The following is a 22,006-nucleotide window of genomic DNA, read 5'->3' on the forward strand; positions in this document are numbered from 1 at the left end:
GGTGTCAGGCCGTCGTTGCCCGCAGGAACTCACGCAGCGTACAGGCCGGATCCCCGGCTCTCACCAGCTGGTTTCGCACCTCTCGCCAGTCTGCTGGGTCAAAGTCAGGGAACACCGCATCCGGTTCCGATACTTCGACATCGACTTCTGTAATCAGCAACCTCTCCGCCAGCGGCATCAGTTCTGCATAAATTCTCTGCCCGCCGGCCCCGTAAATGCGGGTATAGCCTGCTTCATAGCACGCCGTTACTGCCTCAACAGGGTCAGCACGGACCATCTCGGCAACACTTGTGTCCCGCGAAACAACACAGTTCAGCCTTCCGGGCAAAGGTCGCCGTGGCAGGCTGTTCCATGTGTTACGCCCCATAATCAGCGCACCACCTGTGGTTTCGCGCTGAAAAACCCTGAGGTCTTCCGGCGCATGCCAGGGAATTTCATTTCCCTTTCCGATGGCTCCGTTCCGCGCCCGGGCGACGATCAGCGTCAGCATGTCAGACCGCAACCGGAGCTTTGATCGCCGGCATCGGATCATAGCCCACGAATTCAAAATCGTCGTAACGGAAGTCGAAAACTGAACCGACATCCCGCGTAAGCCGGAGCTGTGGCAGCGCGCGGGGTGTACGTGCCAGCTGCGTTTTCACCTGATCCAGATGATTGGAATAGATATGGGCGTCGCCCATGGTGTGCACGAAATCACCGGGTTCATAGCCCGTCACATGTGCCAGCATCACCTGAAGCAGAGCGTAAGAGGCAATGTTGAACGGCACGCCAAGGAACATGTCGGCCGAGCGCTGGTACAGCTGCAGGTGGAGTTTTCCGCCCGTGATCCTCACTTGCCACAGAGTGTGGCACGGGGGCAGCGCCATCTGGTCCACCTCCCCCGGATTCCAGGCCGATACGATAAGCCTGCGGCTGTCGGGCGTGCGGCGAATGGCTTCCACGAGAGTGCTGATCTGGTCAACCTCGCCGATCAGGAATCGCGCCTCTTCATCTTCTGTTCGGATCACTTTCGGGAAATGTCGCCACTGGTGTCCATAGACAGGCCCGAGATCACCGTTTTCGTCAGCCCATTCATCCCAGATCGAAACCCCGTTCTGTTGCAGGTAACGGATGTTCGTATCTCCTGACAAAAACCACAGCAGTTCATGAATGATCGAACGCAGATGAAGCTTCTTGGTCGTAACCAGCGGGAAGCCATCGCTCAGAGGATATCTGCACTGCAGGCCGAAATGTGAAATCGTTCCGGTTCCGGTCCGGTCTGTTGATTCCGTCCCCTGGTTCAGAACCATGCGCAATGCATCGTGATACTGTTGCAAATTTCCCTCCCCGGGGATGGAGCCGGATGGCCCGGTTGTCCTTCAGCTGGAGACAGCTTTAGCGCAATACCGGATGGAGGCAAAGCCAGAGCAGCCGGCCGCGATCACGATCGTGAGGTACCGGGTGGCAATGCCCGGCGGGCGTGTTACGTTTTAGCTGGAAATCATTAATCTACAGGAAGACTCCCATGACGCTGAAGTATCTGCACACCATGGTCCGTGTGAAAAATCTTGATGACTCGATCGCCTTCTTCAGACTTCTGGGGCTGGAGGAAACGCGTCGTTTTGACAACGAAGGTGGCCGGTTCACACTCGTTTTCATGGCGCCACCGGGCCAGGAAGAGTGCCCCGTCGAGCTGACGTACAACTGGGACGGCGATGACGGCCTGCCATCGGACAGCCGGCATTTCGGGCACCTGGCGTACCGCGTCGGCAATATCTACGAAGTGTGCCAGCACCTGATGGACAATGGCGTCACGATCAATCGCCCGCCACGCGATGGGCACATGGCCTTCGTCCGGTCGCCGGACAACATCTCCATCGAACTGTTGCAGGAAGGTGAAAATCTCGCGCCTGCAGAACCGTGGTCAAGCATGGAGAACACCGGCCATTGGTAATCCGGTCCGCCCTTGTCGGCGCACTGCTTGTTGCAGGTGCCACTGCTGATGCCGCGGGATGTCGCCTGGCCCTTGTTCTGGCGATGGATGTCTCAAGCTCGGTAGATGCACGGGAAGATGCGTTGCAGCGCGGCGGCCTCGTCGCTGCGCTCACGGCTCCTGAGGTGCAGAGGGCTTTTTTCGCCAGCGATATTCCGGTGGCGCTGGCGGTATTCGAATGGTCCGGGCGATACAATCAGGAAATTCTGCTGGACTGGGTTCTGATTGACAGGCCGGAAAAGCTTGTGAAGGCCGCTGAAACGGTGGCCACCAGCACGCGCAGCCACAATGACTTTCCGACAGCCATGGGGTACGCCCTGGGGTATGGCGCGGGCCTGCTGGAACGTGCGCCTGAGTGCCTTTACCAGACGATCGACATCGCCGGTGACGGACAGAACAATGAGGGTTTCGGACCAGAGCAGGCCTATCGCGAGTTCCCTTTTGACGGCGTTACGGTCAATGGTCTTGTTGTCAACGGAGCTGATTACGAAGCCGAAACCGGTCTGATTGCTTTTTACAAGGCAGAAGTGCTGCACGGTCCCGGCGCATTTATCGAAATAGCGCAGGGGTTCGAGGACTATGAACGTGCCATGCGCAGGAAACTGGAACGTGAGGTGACACCTCCTGTGATCGGGTTGGCGGCGTCTGTGGCGACAGGGGGCTGATCGGTGCGCATCACCATCGCGTTTGTATTGTCATTTTTGTCCGGACAGCCACTGGCGGCGGACGAATCCTGCCGGCAGGCGCTTGCGCTTGGTCTGGATGTGTCGGGTTCAGTCGATCTTCGGGAATACCGCCTTCAGATTGACGGGCTGGTAACCGCACTGAACAATCCTGATGTGGTTTCTCTGCTGCTGTCGACACCATCTGCTCCTGTGTCTCTTATTATTTACGAATGGAGTGGGCCGGACGATCAGGCGGTTCTGGTGCCGTGGACAGCAATCCGCGGGCCCGCTGATCTGCGCGACATCAGCGTTATCCTGTCGCGAACAGAACGCAGAAGCAGCACGCCGGGTACCGCACTGGGCACCGCGATGGCGCTCGGCGCGTCTTTGCTGACCCAGAAAGACCACTGCTGGAAAAAGACCCTGGATATATCAGGCGATGGTAAATCCAACCTGGGGCCAAGGCCGCGGGATGTCAGGACCGATGTCTCTGATCTTGGTATAACGGTGAATGCTCTTGTCATCGGCGCCGACTCACCGGCTTCAGGCGATCGTCGGCAACAGGAACTGGGCGAGCTTTCGTCTTACTTCCGGGCCGAGGTAATCACGGGCCCGGATTCTTTTGTTCAGACGGCCATCGGGTTTGAGGCATATGCAGACGCCATGACACTCAAACTGAAACGCGAACTCGAAGGGCTGGCCATCAGTGCGCTTCAGTAGATATAGCGAATCTGGTCAGACCAGTAGCGTTCCATACGTTTCAGCGACGTCGTGATGTCATCGATACCCGCCGGACCGAGGACCCCTTTGTCTTCGAGACCTTCCGCATGACGAAGGAACAGCGTTGACACGACATCGCGGATCTTGCGGCCCTTGTCGGTCAGACGAACGCGTACCGACCGGCGGTCGATTTCACAGCGCTGGTGGTGCATATAACCCATCTCGACCAGTTTCTTCAGGTTGTAGCTGACGTTGCTGCCCTGATAGTACCCACGGCTTTTCAGTTCACCCGCAGTTACTTCGTTGTCGCCGATATTGAACAGCAACAGGGCCTGTACAGCGTTGATCTCCAGCACACCGACGCGCTCAAACTCGTCCTTGATCACATCAAGCAGCAGCCGGTGGAGACGTTCCACCAGCGAAAGGGCCTCAAGATAACTGACCATGAAACCCTGATTCTGCCCCCCTTGGGGCAGGTCTGTCTGGATCTGATCCTGGATACTCATACACGCGCTCCGATTCATTCTGATTTGCACAGAAATTGAGACGGAAACGCCAATATTTCGTTAAAAACCCGAAAAACAGGCGCGCGGTGCCCTCAGCCGCGCGTTTCAGGCAGCTGGTCAATGATCAGGGCGACCATATCGCCGTAAGGCTCTGGAGCCGCAGCCTGACCGCTAACCCACTGATAAAGGTCATGATCGTTCTCACTCAGCATGGCGTCGTAGAGCGTCAGATCCGCATCACTCATACCTTCAAGACTGGCGTTCGCAAAGCGTTCAAGGATCAGGTCCATTTCCTTGATCCCGCGGCGCATTGAGCGCATCTTCAGCCTTTTCAGGCGGTGCTCATGCTGTTCCGTCATGCGCCTCGGTCACCAGTGTCTGCCGCAGTTTCTTCTCCAGACGCCCCAGTTGTTCTACACGCGACAGCATATCCGCCCGAAGATCGCGGATTTCATTCAGGATTTCCGCCGACGTCGCGGAAAGCTCGCCGTCGTTGCCGGGGGCATCAAGGCCAACGCCCTCGCCGTTGATAAGCCACATCATCGAAACATTCAGCAGACCTGCCATCATTGACAACCGGTTCGCGCGCGGTTCGCTGAGGTCGTTTTCCCAGGACCGCAGAGTTGCAACCCGAACACCCAGCCGGCGCGCCAGTTCACTCTGGTTCATACCGGCGGTTTCACGCGCGGCGGCGACCCGGTCCCCGAAGGTGGCGGTATCAGGCCCGTACCAGTCCTGGAAATCGTCCATTCTGAAGTCTCCTTGTCTGTTATCGCGCTTGATACATGTCAGTATGGTCCCTAACAATGCGCCTCAGTCCTATCAACCAGAGGCCGACATGGAACTGCTTTCTGCGACACTTGCGCGTGTCAAACCGTCCCCGACCATTGCGGTCACCACCAAAGCCGGTGAACTCAAGGCAGCGGGGCGCGATGTAATCGGTCTCGGCGCGGGCGAGCCCGACTTTGACACCCCTCAGAATATCAAGGACGCTGCTGTTGCGGCCATCGCCTCCGGTAAAACCAAATATACCGCCGTGGACGGAATTCCAGAGCTCAAGCAGGCCATCTGCGCCAAATTCTCCCGTGACAACCATCTGGCGTATACGCCGTCACAGATCAGTGTGGGTACCGGTGGTAAACAAATTCTTTACAACGCCCTGATGGCGACACTGAACCCGGGCGAGGAAGTCGTGATTCCCGCGCCTTACTGGGTCAGCTATCCGGACATGGTGCTCCTCGCAGGCGGAGAGCCGGTCATCGCGACTGCGACGCTGGAACAGGATTTCAAGCTGACGCCAGAGGCGCTTGAGGCTGCGATTACACCGCGAACCAAATGGTTTATCTTCAACTCACCCAGCAACCCCACGGGCGCAGGCTACAGCCGCGAAGAATTGAAAGGCCTGACCGATGTTCTTATGCGGCACCCGCATGTCTGGGTGATGACCGACGACATGTACGAACATCTTGCCTATGACGATTTTGAGTTCTGCACGCCGGCCCAGGTGGAACCCGGGCTTTATGACCGGACACTGACTGTTAACGGCGTGTCAAAGGCCTATGCGATGACCGGCTGGCGGATCGGCTATGCCGCCGGACCCGAGAAACTGATCGCCGCCATGCGCAAAATTCAGTCACAGAGCACCTCAAACCCCTGTACCATCAGCCAGTGGGCAGCCGTTGAGGCCCTGAACGGTACACAGGACTACATCGCGCCCAACAATGAAATGTTTGTGCGTCGTCGAAACCTGGTTGTGGAAATGCTCAACGCTATCGACGGCGTTACGTGCCCGAAACCCGAAGGTGCCTTTTATGTCTACCCGTCAATTGCGGGACTGATCGGGAAAACGTCGGCCGGTGGTGTTCTGATCGAGAACGACGAGGCATTCGCAACGGCGCTGCTGGAAGAAACCGGCGTTGCTGTTGTGTTTGGTGCAGCATTCGGTCTGAGCCCGAACTTCCGGGTCAGCTACGCAACCTCGGACGAAGCATTGACCGAGGCCTGCACACGCATCCAGACTTTCTGCGCAGGCCTGACGGGTTGACGGGATATGGCCGCCGATCTGCCTGAGTATTTCTTTCGTATCCGGGACAACGGCGCCGCTGTTTTCCGGGTAGAAGCAGAAAACCGGCTCAGACGACTGGACCTTCAGCAGATCGCCTTTGCAAACACACGCAACGGCGATATCCGGCCTCATGGCAACCGGGCATTGTCCGAAGCGGAGGTATCGGCCATCAGGAGCTGGCTGGATAACCGCCGGTCGGTTCTGGAGCAACGCAGCAGGGACGAAGTCAGGCACACAATTGAACAGATCAACATGACAGCGCACTGGATACAGTCAGATGCCAGTCATGAAGAGGTTTCGGAGGTGTCGGATCAGCTCCTGCTCGCTCTGCATGACCTCAGATCTGTTCTGGTGCGGAAAATGGCTGCGGGAATCGACGGCGACAAAGATGGCGGCACACACACGCGCCACCCGCATAGCGGGTAAAAACGTATTGTCACTCGTGACCTTTAAAAACTGCCGGAATTTCTCAAAGACCAAAGCGCATCTCAGCTCAGACGCCTGATACGATCCTCACAAGTCACCGGAAAAACTGCATTTATCTCAGTTCGCGGAACTGCGGGCACATTCAGTTTGCGCACTTGCACCAGGCGGATGTCGCCCATTTCCCGCTCCGGATTAAACCTTTATTCAGGGTTCTTCGCGCCAGAATGTCGCAGTTTTAACAGTACCGGGAATTCTGCAAAATGTTTCATCTCACCAGAATGACAGCGCTCGCCGCAGCGCTGTGCGTTGGCGGGCCGCTGGCGGCCGGACAGGGCGTTTCAGACGACACGATCAAACTGGCACAGGTCGCCGCCATGGAAGGTCCGGCTGCCGCTCTGGGAACCGGAATGCGGCAGGGCATGCTGGCCGCGTTCGAAGAAGCAAACCGGGCCGGCGGCATCAACGGGCGCATGATCTCCCTGACGAGCATTGATGACGGCTACGAACCGGACCGCTCGGTCGCAGAAGTGCGCACCATCATCGAAAGCGACGACTATCTGGCGCTTGTGGGTCCCGTTGGCACGCCGACAACAAAAGCAACACAGCCGATTGCGACAGAAGCGGGCATGCCGATGATCGCACCATTCACGGGCGCTGGTTTCCTGCGCGCTCCGGAACTGGACAACGTTGTAAACGTACGCGCGACCTATGATGCAGAAACACAGGCCTGGATCGACCACCTTGTGGATGTCGAAGGCCTGACGGACATCGCCATTCTTTACCAGGATGACGGCTTTGGCCGTGTTGGCCTGTCTGGCGTAACAAAAGCCATGGAAGCACGCGGTATGTCGCTTGTGGCGGAGGGAAGCTACACCCGTAACACAGTCGCCGTGAAATCTGCGTTGCTGGAAATCCGTAAAGCCAAGCCACAGGCGATTGTTATGGTCGGCGCGTACAAGCCGCTTGCCGAGTTCATCAAGCTTTCCCGCAAGATGAAAATGGATGCCACCTTCGTGACGATTTCATTCGTCGGGTCCAAAGCGCTGGCGGCAGAACTGGGTGCCGACGGAGAAGGTGTGATCATCAGTCAGGTCGTGCCTCAGCCCTGGGACACAAATCTGCCGATCGTCGCAGAATACCAGGCGGCACTGAGCGCGCTTGACGCATCCGCGGAACCGGGATTTGTGTCGCTCGAAGGTTATGTTGCCGGACGCCTCACAATCGAAGGTCTGCGTAACGCCGGTGCCGATCTCTCCCGGGAAACCTTTATGGCAGCCATGAATAATCTTGGCACGGTTGATTTCGGTGGGATGACAATGACATTCGGCGCTGGTGACAACCAGGGATCTGACGATGTCTTCCTGACCCGGATAGAAACTGATGGCTCCTTTACGGCGATGTCGCCGGGTAGCTGATACAGCGGGGCTGTCCGGTAACAGATACCGGACAGCCCATTTTTTCTAAAAATTCTTCGGTCAGGAAAGCATCCGTCATGAAAAATCTGGTCTCTCGTCTTTTCGGGTCGGTGCTGACCCGGCTTGCACTGATTTTCGGTGCGCTGGCCGCAACCACCATGGCCGCAATCGTTGTCAGCTGGATCGTCTTCCAGTCGATTGCAACCAGCATGACGGTTCTGTCCGATGAAAGGCTGCCGGAGCTCAGAGACAGTGCCGCTGTTGTATCAGTCGCCGACCGGCTGCGCGGGCTTCTGTCTGACCTGCTGATTGCCCAGGAGACCAGTGACCTTGAAGCCCTGGAGCTTAAGACGCAACTGGTGCTGCAGGACATTCGCAATGCTGCTTCAGCGTTTGACCCCGAAAAACAACAGGAGTTATCCGCGAGAATCGACACGGTTGAAAGCGCGCTCACAAACCTCAGAAACGCACGCAACGCAGAGTTCACAAGCACCAGCGGCGTCGCCAATGCTGTCGCAGCCGCCCTGAAGCGTGCAACCGAAGCTACCGGAATGCTTGCAGAAGCCTCTGACAATGCGTTCTTTGATCTGATCATCGGGGGCGAAGATACGATCGCGGATATCGATGCAACGCTGTCGCAACTCATTGAGGCGGACTTTGCTCTGTACCAGTCCGCGCTGTCAGTACGCGCCGAAGTAAACCTCATATCCGGACTTGCCTTCGGTATGACACAGACCCGAGACACCGCAATCAGGTCAATTCTCCAGGATCTGGGAAATGCCGCCGATGACAGGTTGTCCGGGCTTCTGCCCGCGCTCTCGGACGCGCCGGCGACACAGGATGTTGCAACTCTTGTTGATGCAGCACAACAGGAGTTCCGGGACCTCTTCACCCAGTCGCGCAGTCTGCTCCGGCCTTCTGATATACTTTCCACGAGACAGGAAATTGACGCTGCCCTGTCGTCAGCGCTCGACGATATTTACTTCGAGCTGGTGATCAACAGCGATGATGCAAAGACCGACAACTCAGAAGCAATTCAGGCGCTTCTGGATGACCAGGTCGCCCGGATCAGAACCCAGGCAACACTCGATTCCGCCGTGCAGTCGTTCTTCGCCACAGCAATGCAGACAGCGCTGTCGCGCGACGCGCTTGAGCTGGCTCAGCGTGCCGATATGCTACGGGTTGCGGAATTGCGGCTGAAAGATGCGAAAAGCGGAGTTGCTTCGGACATAAGCGCGCCACTGAATGCAATCCTTGAAATCTCAGATCCGGCCACCGGCATTGTAGCAATACGCGCAGCGGCATTTGATGCGCAGTCGAACGCGAGGGAGGCAACACTTATCGCGGCAGAAGCTGTTCGCAATATCTCTGTCACTGTGAGCGAGTTTGCGTCCGCATCTCAGAGCCATATCGAAGCGACATCCGCCCAGCTGAATTCAGAAGTTGCCGCGGCGCGCGCAGATCTTCAGCTGATTGGCATGCTGAGTGCGGCAATCGTTGCGCTTGCTCCAGTCCTGATATGGCTGATGGTCACGCGACCGCTCAACAGTGTCACCGCCATAACCGAACGGCTGGCGCAAGGCGACCTCTCGGAAATTGAGAACGCTTCGCGTTACAAGGGTGAGATTGGCCGGCTCGCACGGGCGCTTGAGGTTTTCCGCAACAATGCGCTCGAACGGGTGCAGATGCAGGAAGAAGAAAAGAAACGCGACGCTGAAATTCGCGAAAGTGAGAAGAAGGCGGAGCAGGCAAAGCGGGACGCAGAAGAAAAAGAACGTGTCGCAGAAGCAGAGCGAGAACAGGAGATGCGCGAACGCGAACAGGCAGAGCGTGCGCGCGAAGAAGAGATACGCCGGGCGAACGAAGCTGAGCGCGCCGCCAGAGCCCGCGAGCAGGAAACTGTTGTAGGTGAACTGGCTTCCGGTCTGCGAAAACTGTCGTCCGGAGATCTGACTCATATGATTGAAACAGAATTTCCCGGTGAATATGCCGCTCTCAGAAATGACTACAATCTGGCAGTAGAAAACCTTGCCGATCTGGTACGTCGCATCGGAGAGAGCGCCGGCACGATTGACACCAGCAGCGCCGAAATTGCGTCCTCAGCCCTGGATCTGTCGCGCCGCACCGAAAACTCTGCTGCAACGCTCGAGGAAACCGCCGCAGCTCTCAATGAACTGACAAGCAGCGTCTCTTCCGCGGCTCAGGGCGCAAAGGAAGCGGCAAACACCGTGGACAGAGTCCGCACAGATGCAGAATCCAGCGAAACCGTTATGCATGAAGCTGTTGCCGCCATGGGAGAGATTGAAAGCTCATCAGGCGAAATTGCCAAAATCGTCGAAGTGATTGACTCAATCGCATTCCAGACGAACCTGCTGGCTCTGAACGCCGGAGTGGAGGCAGCGCGAGCAGGCGACGCAGGCCGGGGTTTCGCCGTGGTCGCCTCTGAGGTGCGTATCCTTGCGCACCGCTGCTCAGAGGCTGCGCTGCAGATCAACGAACTGATCTCGTCCTCAACCGGTCACGTTGAAAAGGGCGTCACACTTATGGACGAGACCAAAGATGCTCTCGGCAAAATCCTCAGAGGCATTGTTGACGTGTCCCAGAACGTTTCCGACATCGCTCTTTCTGCCGCCGAACAATCCAGCGGTATTGCAGAAATTAACACTGCGGTTGAAACACTTGACCGCGGGACGCAACAGAATGCAGCGATGTTCGAAGAAACGACCGCGGCCAGTCAGTCACTGACTGCAGAAGCCTCACAGCTGACCCGCACAATTTCAAGTTTCCGCATATCGGACAATGAGGCCGCGCAGTACGACAGAGACGAAAGCGATGCCGCATAACACCGGATTTCGGGGCAGTCGGACAGAGTCCCCCGAAAGCGCCCCGGTTTCCCACTGAGAAGAATGCGATCAGGTATTGAAAAGAAAGTGCAGAACATCTCCATCGCGCACCACATATGATTTGCCCTCAGCACGCATTTTACCTGCCTCCTTAGCGGCGCTTTCCCCTCCAAGCGAAACATAATCGTCGTAGGCAATCGTTTCCGCGCGAATGAAGCCTTTTTCAAAATCGCCGTGTATAACGCCGGCTGCCCTGGGCGCTGTCGTACCCTCGCTGATGGTCCAGGCGCGCGCTTCTTTGGGGCCCGCAGTAAAATAGGTTTCCAGGTGCAGCAGGCTGTAACCTGCACTGATCAGCCGGTCGAGACCTGCTTCAGCAAGCCCCATTTCCTCGAGAAACATTCCGGCCTCTTCGGGCTCGAGCTGACTGAGCTCTTCTTCGATCCGTGCAGAAATGATCACGTGCGAGTTGCCCTGAGCTGCAGCCATCTCGGCAACTTCAGAAGACAGGGAGTTGCCAGACGCCGCATCGCTCTCATCGACGTTGCAGACATACAATACTGGCTTTGTTGTCAGCAGCTGCAGCATTTTCCATGCACGTTCGTCTTCGGCGTCGATGTCCAGAACCCGTGCAGGACGTCCGTCTTCGAGCGCTTCCAGCGCCATTTTCATCAGCCGCTCCTGCTGGACAGCTTCCTTGTCACCACCACGTACCTTGCGTACGATGTTCTGCAAGCGCTTTTCGATGCTTTCTATATCCGCGAGCATCAGCTCGGTTTCGATGGTCTCGGCATCGGCAACAGGATCGACGCGACCCTCAACATGCGTGACGTCATCATCTTCAAAACAGCGCAGCACATGCGCAACAGCGTCTACTTCACGAATGTTCGCAAGAAACTGATTCCCCAGACCTTCCCCTTTTGACGCTCCTTTTACGAGGCCTGCTATGTCCACAAAGGTCATGCGTGCGGGGATAACCTGTCGGGAACCTGCGATAGCAGCAAGCTGATCAAGGCGAGCGTCAGGAACAGCCACTTCGCCAACATTCGGCTCGATGGTACAAAACGGAAAGTTTGCCGCCTGTGCTGCAGCCGTGCGCGTCAGCGCGTTGAACAGAGTGGATTTACCCACATTTGGCAAACCCACGATTCCCATCTTAAAGCCCATGACACAGTCCTTTGTTGCTGGCGCAATCCCCTTAGGGCCTGAGCCGCCTCAGGACAAGTCCCGGCGGTGTCGTCTGTCCTCGCGCGCATGGAAGATCAGCGCCCAGGCGAGGATGATGAACATCGGATGTGTCAGGCCTCCGGAGAAAATGAGGGCCGGAATCCAGATAATGAAAACCAGAACTGCGACGATCGGACGCCCGGTGAGCAGTATGGACAGTGGCGGCAGAAGTATGGCGAGAAGATAATTCATAATGCCGATATATAGTGCTTTGCAGACATATTGAGGGGAAAGTCCGGTTTTTTTACCCCGTCGGTCCCTCTCTGCCCAGATCACCCCTGTTTGACGCATTGATTTCCCCGCCGGATTTGGGCATTCGGGTCCGGACGTTTCAGGAAGGCTGCAGTGAAAATGACCCGTATCGATGCCAGATTTGCCGAACTGTCCCGCAAAGGGAAAAAGGCATTCGTCTCATATGTCATGGCCGGCGACCCGGACTTTGACAGGTCCCTGGAGATTGTGAGAGGCCTGCCGGGCGCGGGTGTGGACATTATCGAACTGGGGCTGCCTTTTACGGACCCTATGGCCGACGGTCCTACCATCCAGCTGGCGGGACAGCGCGCGCTCGAAGGCGGGATGACGCTTCAGCGCACCCTCGAGCTCGCAAAAGCATTCCGGGAATCGGACAACGAGACGCCGATCGTTCTGATGGGATACTACAACCCGATTTACAGCCACGGCGTGGACAGGTTTCTTGCAGCCGCCAAAGACGCGGGTATCGACGGACTGATCGTTGTGGACCTGCCACCGGAAGAAGACAGCGAACTCTGCATTCCGGCGCAGGCGGCCGGGCTGAACTTCATTCGCCTTGCGACTCCTACCACCGACGAAAAACGACTGCCCCGCGTCGTTCAGAATACATCCGGGTTTGTATATTATGTGTCGATCACCGGGATCACAGGCGCAGCCGAAGCACAGGCAGAAGATGTCAGCCCGGAAGTCTCGCGTATCCGCGACGCAAGTGGCCTGCCTGTAGTTGTCGGATTTGGCGTTAATACACCGGACAAGTCGCGCTCCATTGCGAGTGTTGCCGACGGCGTCGTCGTGGGGTCTGCCATCGTCAGCCGGATCGCCGCGGGTGACAGCACGGAAAAAGTACTCGACTTCGTCCGGACCCTGTCAGACGGCGCGCATTCGGCCTGAGGCATTTTTGGATACAGGCGGGTCACGGTCTGCGTCCAGCACTGCTCTGAGCTCACGAAGCGCCGGCAGAATCCCAATCAGCTTTTCGGCCGCATAAACTTCGGACAGCCGGTTCAGATCGGGTACCATGGCCCGGATTGTTTCGTCCCGAAAGCTCTGCCCCCGCGCCGTCAGCCACACAAGTTTCGAGCGTCCGTCATCCGGGTTGGGGCGCACCTCCACCAGTCCGTGGGCTTCGAGGCCTTTGATGGTATGCGTCATGCTGGTTTTCGGGACCTGAAACGCGCGCGCGATTTCCATGGGCGTGCGCCCGTCTCCGCGCCGTGACAGGTGACTGATCACACCAAAGTGCGGCGCGATAAGCCCCTCGGGCAACCGCGCCTCCAGCAGTGTCCTGCTGAGTTGCTCAATGATCCCTATTTCGTTGAAAACCTCGAAACAGAGCGAGACCGGATCTTCATCCATTCAGCAGTTTTGCCTCCAGCGGCCAGCGCGGGGATTGCGCCACTTCCGGACCATAGCCCAGCCGCCCGAGCATTTGAACCGTTTCACCCTCTTCTGCGAGCAGATCATGGATGCGCGTGTACTGTTCAGCCATTTCCGGAAATTCCTGAAGACACTGGCTGACAGGATGCAGGGCCAGCCCGAGTGCTGTGCAGCGAAGGTTCAGACGCAACCATTCACGCCCTGCCCTGACCTGGTCGGCACGTGTATTCCCCGCTGATTTCAGTACCGCATAAGCAGGTGTGGCATGCAGCATCTCGTCATAGATTCTGACGCCTTCCTGAAATCCGCGACTGTCCGGATCGGCCTGTACGGACCGGCTGATCAGTCCGGCAAGCATCAGTGTTTCGAGGAAGGGTCCACCCAGATCAATTCCATCGGGGTCTGCGTTGATTTCCGATTTTCCAAAGCGCATCAGATCGACTGATTCCTTCAGTGTACGCGGAGTCTGCATTTCGGTGACCCACGCATCCCAAGTAATTGATCTGATTGCCGCAACCTGATCTGCATCGGTCAGAATAACCGCGTGGCTCTCGAGCGCCTGCACCGCATCGGCGGGCAGATCCCGGTCCTCGAAAGGCTCCTTGCAGGAGCGGCGGTTCAGAATGTGTTCGGCCAGAGGATCAGCAATGCCTCCAGGCGTGAAAACGGCGCGTGCGACAGGGCCGTTTTCATTCTCGGGGAAAGGCTCTGTCTGCACTGAATATCCCGCAGCGCCTGCTGCAAGAACCAGCTGTTCCAGAAAACACCCGAACCCGATGGTCAGTTGCCTGTCAAACGGATCGGTCTCCGGCAGGCGCCTGTCAGTGTCGTGCCAGAGAAGGACTGTATCATCACCCTGCAGTTCCACCAGCCAGGGCTGCAGGTTGTGCGGGTTCGGTGCAAGCAAAGCAAAACTCAGGGCGTTCTTTCGCGGATCCGCATAGCTGCCAGCCAACTGCCATGGAGCCAGAGCGCGTTGCGGTGTCCGCGTATTCAGAAAGCCAGCCGAAGCCGCAGTTGCCGCAAGAATCGTGCCGCCGCCTGCCAGAGTCAGGAATCTACGTCTTGAGAGTACCATAAGCTCATCCTATTTTTAATACGATATCGCACCATTATAGTTCGATATCGTATTACACAAGGATTTTCTGATACCGTGTGATTTGTTGAGTTGAAGCAATATGAAGAAATTGGTAATGAAAACTAACCAAAACGGAAAGCCGCCATGCCTGTCATTACCAATATCGATGATCTGAAACGCATTTACGAACGACGCGTGCCGCGGATGTTCTACGATTATACTGAATCCGGCAGCTGGACCGAGCAGACGTTCAGGGAGAACACATCTGACTTTGACCAGATCCGTCTGCGGCAACGGGTAGCTGTGGACATGTCGGGCCGCACAACAGAATCCGAAATGATCGGCGAAAGAGTCGCAATGCCGGTGGCGCTTGCGCCTGTGGGCATCACCGGCATGCAACACGCCGATGGCGAAATGAAAGCCGCACGGGCCGCTGAGAAATTCGGTGTCCCCTTTACGCTCAGTACGATGTCGATCAATTCCATCGAAGATGTAGCCGGCTTTACAAGCGCACCCTTCTGGTTCCAGCTCTATATGATGCGGGACACCGATTATGTGTCGCGTCTCATCCAGAGGGCAAAGGATGCGAAGTGCTCCGCCCTTGTAATTACACTGGACCTGCAGATTCTCGGGCAGCGCCACAAAGACATCAAAAACGGTTTGTCTGCCCCGCCCAAGCTGACAGTCAAAACAGTTGCCAATCTCGCCACAAAATGGGCATGGGGCATCGAAATGCTGAGCGCAAAACGGCGCGAGTTCGGAAACATTGTAGGGCACGTACAGGGCATTTCTGACCCCAAATCGCTCAGCACCTGGGCTGCGGAATCCTTCGATCCGACGCTGGACTGGGACAAGGTCGCAAAGATCAGGGAAGAATGGGGCGGCAAGGTGATCCTGAAGGGGATACTTGATGCTGACGACGCGAAAATGGCGCTCAAAGTCGGAGCAGATGCGATTGTCGTATCCAATCATGGCGGGCGGCAGCTGGACGGGGCGCTCAGCTCTATCCGCGCGCTGCCTTCGATCCTGGAAGCGGTCGGAGACCAGATTGAGGTGCACCTCGACAGTGGTATCCGTTCTGGCCAGGATGTGTTGAAAGCGCTCGCCATGGGGGCCAGTGGTACTTACATCGGTCGCGCATTTATCTATGGGCTCGGCGCAATGGGCCAGCAGGGTGTGACGCGCGCGCTGGAAGTCATTCACAAAGAGCTCGACACGACGATGGCCTTGTGCGGCGAAACAGACGTAAGAAAACTAGGGCGGCACAACCTTCTGATCCCGGAAGATTTTGAAGGTCGTTGGCAGAGCTGACGACCCGGGATACTGTTTCCGGCATGTTGATTTTTCTGGCCGAGCGCCTCGCCTTTCTTGCTACACCCAAGACCGGCTCCACAGCCGTCGAAATGGCTTTGAGATCCCGCGCGGACGTGATTTTCGCGCGCAGTCGCAAACACATCCCCGCGCAACGCTATGATGCCCGCGTGGCGCCGTTTGTCGAAGCGACATTTGGCGTACGACCCGAAAGCTGTGCCGTTATGCGCGAGCCCGTCGAACAACTGCGCAGCTGGTACCGCTATCGTCGCCGCGACGAGAAAGATGGCACGCCACAATCCACGAAAAACCTGAGTTTCGACGATTTTGTTCTGGCCGCTCTGCGGGATGACCCGCCAGAATTCGCACGCGTCGGGCGCCAGTTCTCTTTTCTGTGCAACAGCCGTGGCAAATGCATGGTCGATCACCTTTTCGCCTACGAGGCACCGGCCGGGTTCCTGGATTTTCTGGGCGCGCGTTTCGGCGAAATACCAGTCCTGGAGCGGCGCAACGTGTCGCCGGATGTACCGGCGGAACTGTCTGCTCAGGTCGCTGCCCGGCTGCGTGCCGGACGCGCCGACGACTTTGCACTGTATGAACGGCTGCAGAAAGCCGGTGGATACCTCAGTCGCGACCGGCATCCTGCAACGACCTGACTGTGCGGCCCAGGCCAGGCACCAGAACGAGCGCTGCAAAAACCATGATGCCACCGACAAGAAAGAAACCGGCGCGCAGACCCAGGATTTCGGATGTGAACCCCATCAGTGGCGGCCCGATAAAAAAGGCCCCGTAGCCCATAACCGAAACACGGCTGATCGCGGCAAGTCTTTTGTGCGCCGGAACCACACGCCCTACCTGAGCCAGCGCCAGCGGGGCGATCACCGAAACTCCCAGCCCGGCAAGGCCAAATCCTGCATATGCAATGATCAGCCCGGGCGCTGCCCCCGCGATCATCAGCCCTGCTGCGGCTGTCAGGGATGCTGCGACCATCAGGGGCAGTTCCGGCAGGCGGCTGGACATCACATGGCCCGCAAGCCGTCCGATACCCATGGTCAGCCCCAGTATGGCCGGACCCAGCGCGCCTTCTGCCGGACCGCCGCCCAGTGTGCGCTCCAGATGCAGCGCTGACCATCCTTCTGACGAGGCCTCCGTCAGGAATGCGACCAGCACCAGGCCTCCACCCAGCCAGATCAGCCCTGTGGGCAAAGCCACCGCCTTGCCAGGCTCTGCCACCGGCAGGATGGTCGTGCGTTTTTCAAGCATGATCACTGCAAGCACACAAACAATGCCCCCGAATGCCAGAAAAACCTCCGCAGGCGTCCAGGCCAGTTCGCGCAGCAATCCGGTCAGCAGGGCCGTGCCCGCATAGGCAAACGAATACATCGCGTGGTTCAGGTTCATCAGCGGCCTGCCGACCTGTTCCTCGCGTTCCGAGACCCGGACATTTACCAGCACATCCACAACACCTGAACCAATCGCGGCCAGCGTCATGCCCAGGGCGAAAACGATCAGATCAGCGGAACCTGCCGCAATGAGCATACCTGTCGCCACGACGATCGACGCGCCGGGCGTAGCCCAGCGCCCTGCGAAGCGGTCGGCAAGCGGCGCCAGCCACATGGCGGCCAGTGCGCCCAGAGAAGCCAGCAGAACAACTGCGCCATAGACACCGTCTGATGCTCCGATGGCCGCCTTGATCACGGGCATCTGGGCAAAGAACGCAGCCCATGCACCACCGATGACAAGAAAGCCGGCCAGAGGTTTGTATGATATTCTGAGGTCATCCAGAAGGCCCATGCAGCCATGTCGCACAGGGCCACTTTCCCCACAAGCGGAACGGGTGCAAAAACTCCTTTCCCTGCAACCGATTCCGGTCTATACGCGCGGCTTCATGCGGGCATACAGCCTTGGAGGATGCCCGCCCTTACAAATTGGAGAGTATCAATGGCTGGAGAAATTCCGGATCTTGTCGCTCAGGAACGGACGGGGACAGGCAAGGGCGCCGCTCGTCAGGCACGCCGCGATGGCATGGTTCCTGGTATCGTTTTTGGTGGTGACACGGACCCGCTTCCGATCAACATCCCTTTCAACGTTCTGTTCAAGAAGCTGAAAGAGGGCCGGTTCAAGTCGACCCTGTTCAACATGAAAGTTGAAGGTCACGACGACGTGCGTGTGATCTGCCGCGACGTGCAGCGTCACGTGGTCAAGGATCTGCCGACGCACATCGACTTCATGCGCCTGCGCCGCACCACAAAAATCAACCTCTTCATCGCGGTTGAGGTTGTTGGCGACGATGTGGCCCCCGGCCTGAAAAAAGGTGGTGTGCTGACGCTGATCCGTCCGGAAGTTGAACTGGTTGTGACGGCGGGCGATATCCCTGATCACATCACCATAGACATCTCAGAAATGGAAATTGGCGACAACATCACGATCTCGTCCGTTGACCTGCCGGCAGGCGCAAAACCGACGATCGACCGTGATTTCGTGATCGCACAGATTTCTGCGCCAGCAGGTCTGGCCTCTTCGGATGACGAAGATGACGACGACGGCGCAGAGGGTGATGCACCCGAGGCCGAAGGCGACACAGAAGAGTAAAACCTTTCCCCCATCGGGAACGGAGGATACGGGGCCCTTTGCGGCCCCGTATTTCGTTTCAGCCGACCCGGTGCTATGCTGCGGCGCAACATCAGGGAGCAGAAAAATTGAAACTCATTGTCGGGCTGGGCAACCCGGGCCCAAAATATGCAGGCCACCGGCACAACATCGGCTTTATGGCGCTCGACCGTATTGCCGCAGATCACGGGTTTGGTCCCTGGAAAGGCAAACATCAGGGCAGTCTGAGCGAAGGACGGTTTGGTTCCGACCGGGTTATGCTGCTGAAACCCGAGACGTTCATGAACAATTCCGGCCAGTCTGTGCAGGCCGCCATGAGCTTTTATAAACTGCAACCTGATGACGTTGTCGTCATGCACGACGAAATCGATCTGGCGCCTGGTAAAGTAAAACACAAAGTGGGCGGCGGGCATGCCGGACATAACGGTCTGCGCTCGCTGCACGCTCATATCGGCCCGGCCTATGCGCGCGTCCGTCTGGGCGTAGGTCACCCGGGACACAAGGACCGGGTCCCGGGATATGTGCTGCACGATTTTTCCAAAGCGGATGAGGAATGGCTGGACGATGTTCTGCGCGGTGTCAGCGACGGCGCGCCATGGCTCGCAGCCGGCGATGCCGCTCGGTTTATGAACGCGGTGGGGATGCGGATCACGCCGCCGAGGACGCAGGGGAATGCCAGAAACAAACCGGCGAAACCGGACACAGCCGTTGCAGCTGAACCAGAAAAACAAGGCGAGCCGCAGACAGACGAAAGATCTCCAATGCAGAAACTGCTGGACAGGTTCCGGTGAACCTCAGCGACGCTTTCGCGCATCAGGCCATCAGTTGCAGAGCAATGGGATCCCCGTTCATGGGGCAGCTGCTGGATCTGTTGTCAGACAGCTGGCCCGGCGACAGTGCACTGGGCCGGAAATTTGATGATTTCACAGGTGACATTGGTCCGGCAGGCCATTCTCTGCCACTGCGCACAGCCGGTGGTCTGCATGCGCTGGTGCTGAGCGGCAAAGCGCCCGGGCTGGCCGCTGTCTATCCACCTGCCAGGGTTGATAATGACACGCTGCGCGCGGCCGTACTGGAGGCTCTCCATCAGCATGAAGTCTTTATGCTGGATTGGACGGAGAGCCCGCCCCAGACCAACGAGGTAAGGCGTTCCGCCGCGCTGATCGCTGCTGCCTCCGTCGCAGCAAACTGTTTCAACCTGCCTTTCTGGGTGTCGGAAGCTGGTGCCAGCGGCGGACTTAACCTGATGTGGGATCACTATGAACTCGCGCTCCCCGGCCAGGTAACGGGTCCCGACGCACCTGCCCTGACCCTGTCTCCCGACTGGGAAGGCCCCCTGCCCCCTGCGCGCCGACCGGTCATTGCCAGGCGCGCAGGCGTTGACCTGAACCCCCTTAATCCCCAGCGCGCGGATGATCTGCTGAGACTGACCGCGTATCTCTGGCCGGATCAGCCTGAAAGACTTGCACTGACCAGAGCAGCGGCCTCCGTCATGACCGCCGGAATTGACCGAGGCGACGCGATCGACTGGCTGGCAAAACGTCTGAAGACTGCGCCCATGGGTCATGTTCATCTGATCCAGCACACCGTTGCCTGGCAGTATTTCCCCAAAGCAGCCCAGGACCGGGGCCGCACACTGATTGAAACCGCAGGAGCTTCGGCCACGCCCGAGCGCCCCATTGCGTGGCTGGCCATGGAAAGCGATGGCGACACAAAAGGTGCGGTCGGTGCCGCGCTGACCTTGCGGCTCTGGCCGGGCGACGTCACTCTGGAACTGGGGCGCGCCGATTTTCATGGCCGGTGGATCAGATGGCAGGCCCCCTGACAGACTAAGGACGTTGCCCTCATGCGCAGGTTAGGAAAATGGCTTGGACGTATTTTGCTTGCGCTGGTGCTGGCGGCAACGGCACTCGGCCTTTGGAGGATGGAGGAGATTCAGCGGCTCATGGCCGTGAACAGCCTCTTCGAACCGGACCGGATTGTGCAGAACTTCTCCAGTATGGATGCAGCGTTCCTGCACCGCGAGGTTCCGCGCGGTGACGGGCCTGTCTCGACCCTGCAGCCCGGGGTACCGCTACAAATGCCTCAGGGTCTGGAGCAGTTTCTTGATGACCGCCGCGTCACGTCACTGCTCGTGCTCAGTGACGGTAAAATCGTACACGAGGATTACCGGCTGGGAACCGGGCCCGACGATCTGCGGATCAGCTGGTCTATGGCCAAGAGTTACCTGTCTGCGCTGACTGGTGTGCTGGTGGCACGGGGTGTCATCGGGGACCTTGATGCCCTTGTCACCGATCTGGTACCCCAGCTGGCCGGCGGCGCATACGAAGGAAGCACCATCCGGCATGTGCTGAACATGGCCACGGGTGTCACGTTTGACGAAGACTATCTGGACAAAAATTCCGATATCAACCGGATGGGGCGCATCCTGGCTCTGGGCGGCGAGATGGACACCTTTGCCGCCGGGTTGACCGAAAAATTCGCAGACCCGGGTGCTCAGTGGCAGTACGTTTCCATAGACACACACGTGCTTGGCATGGTGTTGCGTGCCGCCAGCGGAAAATCTGTCGTTGAGCTCATGTCCGAACATATCATTGCCCCTCTTGGTGTCAGGCGCGCACCTTACTATCTCACCGATGGCACGGGTGTTGCCTTTGCTCTGGGTGGGCTCAACATGACAACGCGGGACTATGCCCGTTTCGGCCAGATGTTTCTGCAACAGGGCCGATGGCAGGATCAGCAGATCATTCCTGCCGACTGGGTCGTGCAGTCCACAACGGCCTCGGCGCCTACCGGTGACGATCAGATGGGGTATGGCTTTCAGTGGTGGATGCCCCGCGACGCAAGGCCGCGGGAGTACATGGGGCGTGGCATTTATGGCCAGTACCTCTACATCAACGAAAAGGCCGGCGTCGTAATTGTAATGACGGCGGCAGATCAACAGTTTCGGGATCGCGCAATCCAGCGACAGAACATCACGTTCTTCCGGCAGATTGCAGACAGCCTGTAAGGAGGTTCGCATGGAAAAAGACGACAGTGTCAATGTTCTCGGCGGCCCGCTGGATGTTTGCAGCACCAGCCCCATGACCGGTTTTTTCCGCGACGGAAGCTGTAACACCTGTGCTGCAGACCGAGGCAGCCATACAGTCTGCGCTGTCATGACCGCAGAGTTTCTGGCCTATTCCAAATACGTTGGCAACGATCTGTCGACACCACGTCCGGAGTTCGGTTTCGCCGGTCTTCAGCCTGGTGACGCCTGGTGCCTGTGTGCAGGCCGGTTTCTGCAGGCACATGACGAAGGATGCGCGCCGCAGGTGAATCTTGATGCCACACACGAGCGGGCACTGGAGATTGTTCCCCTGGACGTACTGCGCGCATGCGCTCTGGCGTAGGCCCGGATTTACCCGCACTGGTGTCCGGTACGGACAACGTTTTTTATATGACGACAAATGCCGGGCGGGCCCACGTAAACCGGATTTGCGGCTACACATTGTGTTTTAAACAGGCGGCACACGGTTTCCGGTCGACCGCGTGGTGGA

The 22,006-nt window shown here is 57.9% G+C and carries 25 protein-coding genes; 15 read left to right on the top strand and 10 right to left on the bottom strand.

The annotated features are described in order from the left end of the window. Positions 1–4: 4 nt before the first annotated feature. Complete coding sequence (locus Q0792_RS08315; protein ID WP_298838877.1) at positions 5–490, bottom strand: dihydrofolate reductase; 486 nt, start codon at positions 488–490, stop codon at positions 5–7. A gap of 1 nt (position 491) precedes the next feature. Continuing rightward, positions 492–1,316 carry a thymidylate synthase gene (locus Q0792_RS08320; RefSeq protein ID WP_298838879.1) on the bottom strand — a complete coding sequence of 275 codons (825 nt, stop codon included), beginning with the start codon at positions 1,314–1,316 and terminating at the stop codon, positions 492–494. Positions 1,317–1,504: 188 nt separating this feature from the next. Between Q0792_RS08320 and Q0792_RS08325 the strand changes: the two genes are divergently transcribed. Genes Q0792_RS08325 through Q0792_RS08335 form a run of 3 tightly spaced genes read left to right on the top strand, consistent with a single transcriptional unit; the run spans position 1,505 to position 3,357 of the window. Further along, on the top strand, positions 1,505–1,933 hold the full coding sequence (locus Q0792_RS08325; protein ID WP_298838881.1) for a VOC family protein: 429 nt from the start codon (positions 1,505–1,507) through the stop codon (positions 1,931–1,933). Beyond that, complete coding sequence (locus tag Q0792_RS08330) at positions 1,933–2,637, top strand: DUF1194 domain-containing protein (RefSeq protein ID WP_298841777.1); 705 nt, start codon at positions 1,933–1,935, stop codon at positions 2,635–2,637. Before Q0792_RS08325 ends, Q0792_RS08330 begins: the two co-directional genes overlap by 1 nt. Positions 2,638–2,640: 3 nt before the next feature. Further along, positions 2,641–3,357: a DUF1194 domain-containing protein gene (locus Q0792_RS08335; protein WP_367276769.1), complete on the top strand. Its 717-nt coding sequence runs from the start codon at positions 2,641–2,643 to the stop codon at positions 3,355–3,357. Here the strand turns inward: Q0792_RS08335 and Q0792_RS08340 are convergent. From Q0792_RS08340 to Q0792_RS08350, 3 genes are all read right to left on the bottom strand, one after another. Further along, a complete protein-coding gene (locus Q0792_RS08340; RefSeq protein WP_298838883.1) occupies positions 3,351–3,863 on the bottom strand; it encodes a winged helix DNA-binding protein in 513 nt (170 codons plus the stop codon). The genes Q0792_RS08335 and Q0792_RS08340 overlap by 7 nt on opposite strands. 92 nt (positions 3,864–3,955) lie before the next feature. Beyond that, a complete protein-coding gene (locus tag Q0792_RS08345) occupies positions 3,956–4,222 on the bottom strand; it encodes a succinate dehydrogenase assembly factor 2 (RefSeq protein ID WP_298838886.1) in 267 nt (88 codons plus the stop codon). Then, positions 4,206–4,613, bottom strand: coding sequence for a helix-turn-helix domain-containing protein (locus tag Q0792_RS08350; RefSeq protein ID WP_298838889.1), 408 nt, complete (start codon positions 4,611–4,613; stop codon positions 4,206–4,208). The genes Q0792_RS08345 and Q0792_RS08350 overlap by 17 nt, the downstream gene beginning before the upstream one ends. An 88-nt stretch (positions 4,614–4,701) precedes the next feature. On the opposite strand from Q0792_RS08350, the gene Q0792_RS08355 reads away from it, so the two are divergent. From Q0792_RS08355 to Q0792_RS08370, 4 genes are all read left to right on the top strand, one after another. Then, entirely contained in the window at positions 4,702–5,907 is a 1,206-nt protein-coding gene (locus tag Q0792_RS08355; RefSeq protein WP_298838892.1) for a pyridoxal phosphate-dependent aminotransferase, read from the top strand. A 6-nt stretch (positions 5,908–5,913) separates the two neighbouring features. Beyond that, positions 5,914–6,354 (top strand): hypothetical protein, encoded by a 441-nt coding sequence (locus Q0792_RS08360; protein WP_298838895.1) that lies wholly within the window; start codon positions 5,914–5,916, stop codon positions 6,352–6,354. 260 nt (positions 6,355–6,614) lie between these two features. Beyond that, positions 6,615–7,769, top strand: a complete 1,155-nt coding sequence (locus tag Q0792_RS08365) for an ABC transporter substrate-binding protein (protein WP_298838897.1) — start codon at positions 6,615–6,617, stop codon at positions 7,767–7,769. A 77-nt stretch (positions 7,770–7,846) separates the two neighbouring features. Then, positions 7,847–10,612 carry a methyl-accepting chemotaxis protein gene (locus Q0792_RS08370; RefSeq protein ID WP_298838900.1) on the top strand — a complete coding sequence of 922 codons (2,766 nt, stop codon included), beginning with the start codon at positions 7,847–7,849 and terminating at the stop codon, positions 10,610–10,612. A gap of 69 nt (positions 10,613–10,681) precedes the next feature. Here Q0792_RS08370 and ychF read toward each other — a convergent pair whose 3' ends face one another. Both ychF and Q0792_RS08380 read right to left on the bottom strand, forming a co-directional pair. After that, on the bottom strand, positions 10,682–11,779 hold the full coding sequence (ychF, locus tag Q0792_RS08375; protein WP_298838902.1) for a redox-regulated ATPase YchF: 1,098 nt from the start codon (positions 11,777–11,779) through the stop codon (positions 10,682–10,684). Positions 11,780–11,827: 48 nt separating this feature from the next. Continuing rightward, positions 11,828–12,031, bottom strand: a complete 204-nt coding sequence (locus Q0792_RS08380; RefSeq protein ID WP_298838905.1) for a hypothetical protein — start codon at positions 12,029–12,031, stop codon at positions 11,828–11,830. Positions 12,032–12,190: 159 nt separating this feature from the next. Here Q0792_RS08380 and trpA point away from each other — a divergent pair, with 159 nt between their 5' ends. Beyond that, on the top strand, positions 12,191–12,982 hold the full coding sequence (gene trpA, locus Q0792_RS08385; RefSeq protein WP_298841782.1) for a tryptophan synthase subunit alpha: 792 nt from the start codon (positions 12,191–12,193) through the stop codon (positions 12,980–12,982). On the opposite strand, the gene Q0792_RS08390 is transcribed toward trpA, so the two are convergent. Beyond that, positions 12,959–13,447 (bottom strand): MarR family transcriptional regulator, encoded by a 489-nt coding sequence (locus tag Q0792_RS08390; RefSeq protein WP_298838908.1) that lies wholly within the window; start codon positions 13,445–13,447, stop codon positions 12,959–12,961. The genes trpA and Q0792_RS08390 overlap by 24 nt on opposite strands. Then, entirely contained in the window at positions 13,440–14,546 is a 1,107-nt protein-coding gene (locus Q0792_RS08395) for a twin-arginine translocation pathway signal protein (protein WP_298838912.1), read from the bottom strand. The genes Q0792_RS08390 and Q0792_RS08395 overlap by 8 nt, the downstream gene beginning before the upstream one ends. 144 nt (positions 14,547–14,690) lie before the next feature. Between Q0792_RS08395 and Q0792_RS08400 the strand changes: the two genes are divergently transcribed. Continuing rightward, positions 14,691–15,857, top strand: a complete 1,167-nt coding sequence (locus tag Q0792_RS08400; protein ID WP_298838915.1) for an alpha-hydroxy acid oxidase — start codon at positions 14,691–14,693, stop codon at positions 15,855–15,857. Positions 15,858–15,880: 23 nt separating this feature from the next. Next, on the top strand, positions 15,881–16,513 hold the full coding sequence (locus Q0792_RS08405; RefSeq protein ID WP_298838918.1) for a hypothetical protein: 633 nt from the start codon (positions 15,881–15,883) through the stop codon (positions 16,511–16,513). Here Q0792_RS08405 and Q0792_RS08410 read toward each other — a convergent pair. Then, complete coding sequence (locus Q0792_RS08410; RefSeq protein WP_298838920.1) at positions 16,482–17,666, bottom strand: MFS transporter; 1,185 nt, start codon at positions 17,664–17,666, stop codon at positions 16,482–16,484. The genes Q0792_RS08405 and Q0792_RS08410 overlap by 32 nt on opposite strands. A gap of 132 nt (positions 17,667–17,798) precedes the next feature. Here Q0792_RS08410 and Q0792_RS08415 point away from each other — a divergent pair, with 132 nt between their 5' ends. The 5 genes from Q0792_RS08415 (at position 17,799) to Q0792_RS08435 (ending at position 21,859) form a co-directional block, all read left to right on the top strand. Continuing rightward, complete coding sequence (locus tag Q0792_RS08415) at positions 17,799–18,449, top strand: 50S ribosomal protein L25/general stress protein Ctc (RefSeq protein ID WP_298838922.1); 651 nt, start codon at positions 17,799–17,801, stop codon at positions 18,447–18,449. A gap of 107 nt (positions 18,450–18,556) precedes the next feature. After that, entirely contained in the window at positions 18,557–19,258 is a 702-nt protein-coding gene (gene pth, locus Q0792_RS08420; RefSeq protein WP_298838925.1) for an aminoacyl-tRNA hydrolase, read from the top strand. Then, positions 19,255–20,292: a DUF2332 family protein gene (locus Q0792_RS08425; RefSeq protein WP_298838928.1), complete on the top strand. Its 1,038-nt coding sequence runs from the start codon at positions 19,255–19,257 to the stop codon at positions 20,290–20,292. Before pth ends, Q0792_RS08425 begins: the two co-directional genes overlap by 4 nt. A 21-nt stretch (positions 20,293–20,313) precedes the next feature. Next, positions 20,314–21,477 (top strand): serine hydrolase, encoded by a 1,164-nt coding sequence (locus tag Q0792_RS08430; protein WP_298838930.1) that lies wholly within the window; start codon positions 20,314–20,316, stop codon positions 21,475–21,477. Positions 21,478–21,487: 10 nt separating this feature from the next. Next, positions 21,488–21,859 (top strand): DUF2237 domain-containing protein, encoded by a 372-nt coding sequence (locus tag Q0792_RS08435; RefSeq protein ID WP_298838932.1) that lies wholly within the window; start codon positions 21,488–21,490, stop codon positions 21,857–21,859. The last annotated feature ends 147 nt before the right edge of the window (positions 21,860–22,006 follow it).

It is taken from the genome of uncultured Roseobacter sp., assembly GCF_947495025.1.
GTDB lineage: Bacteria > Pseudomonadota > Alphaproteobacteria > Rhodobacterales > Rhodobacteraceae > Roseobacter.